Annotated in this window: 1 protein-coding gene; it reads right to left on the reverse strand. The window is 62.1% G+C overall.

Translation table 11 applies throughout. The features are described 5' to 3' along the window. Position 1: 1 nt before the first annotated feature. The coding region (gene glyA, locus ACR0IO_RS23050) for a serine hydroxymethyltransferase (RefSeq protein WP_480745177.1) at positions 2 to 1,255 on the reverse strand (1,254 nt) is incomplete at its 5' end.

Consider the following 1,255-nt stretch of genomic DNA (forward strand, 5'->3'; position numbering starts at 1 on the left):
CTTACAGGTTTGGATATATAGGGAAACGTTTGCAGAGTTCTGCGACCTCGGCTTTGACCTTGGCCTCGACCGCGCCGTTGCCGTCTTCGCCATTGGCGGCCAGGCCGTCGACAACCTCGATGATCCAGTCCGCGATCTGGCGGAATTCGATCTCGCCAAAGCCGCGGGTGGTGCCGGCGGGGCTGCCCAGACGGATGCCCGACGTGATGGTCGGCTTTTCCGGATCAAATGGCACGCCGTTCTTGTTGCAGGTGATATGCGCGCGGCCCAGAGCCTTTTCGGTCGCGTTGCCCTTTACGCCTTTGGGGCGCAGGTCGACCAGCACGACGTGGGTGTCGGTGCCGTGAGTTACCGTGTCCAGACCGCCCTTGATCAGCTGATCCGACAGCGCCTGGGCATTGACGACTACCTGCTTGATGTAGTCCTTGAAGGCAGGCTGCAGCGCCTCGCCGAACGCCACGGCCTTGGCCGCGATGACATGCATCAGCGGGCCGCCCTGAATACCGGGGAAGATCGCCGAGTTCACTTTCTTAGCGATATCTTCATCATTGGTCAGGATCATGCCGCCACGCGGACCGCGCAGGGTCTTGTGCGTCGTGGTCGTGGCCACATGCGCATGCGGGAAGGGGCTGGGATGCTCGCCTGCCGCCACCAGACCGGCAAAGTGTGCCATGTCCACGTGCAGATAGGCGCCGACCATGTCAGCGATCTCGCGCATGCGGGCAAAGTCGATCTGGCGCGGGATGGCCGAGCCTCCGGCGATGATCAGCTTGGGCTGGTGCTCTTTCGCCAGCGCCTCGACCTGATCATAGTCCAGCATGTTGTCTTCCTTGCGGACGCCGTACTGCACCGCGTGGAACCACTTGCCCGACTGGTTCGGACGGGCGCCGTGAGTCAGGTGACCACCAGCGTCCAGCGACATGCCCAGAATGGTGTCGCCGGGTTTGATCAGCGCCTGGAACACGCCCTGGTTGGCCTGAGAGCCCGAGTTCGGCTGCACGTTGGCAAAGCCGCAGCCAAACAGCTCTTTGGCGCGGTCGATGGCCAGGTTTTCGGCAATATCAACGAACTGGCAGCCGCCATAGTAACGGCGACCGGGGTAACCTTCGGCGTATTTGTTGGTCATCACCGAGCCCTGCGCCTCCATCACGGCAGCAGAGACGATGTTTTCGGACGCAATCAGCTCGATCTCGTCGCGCTGACGGCCCAGCTCGGACGTGATCGAGCCAAAAAGCTCAGGGTCACGGTCAGACAA

This window comes from Ruegeria sp. CE12 (assembly GCF_056537525.1).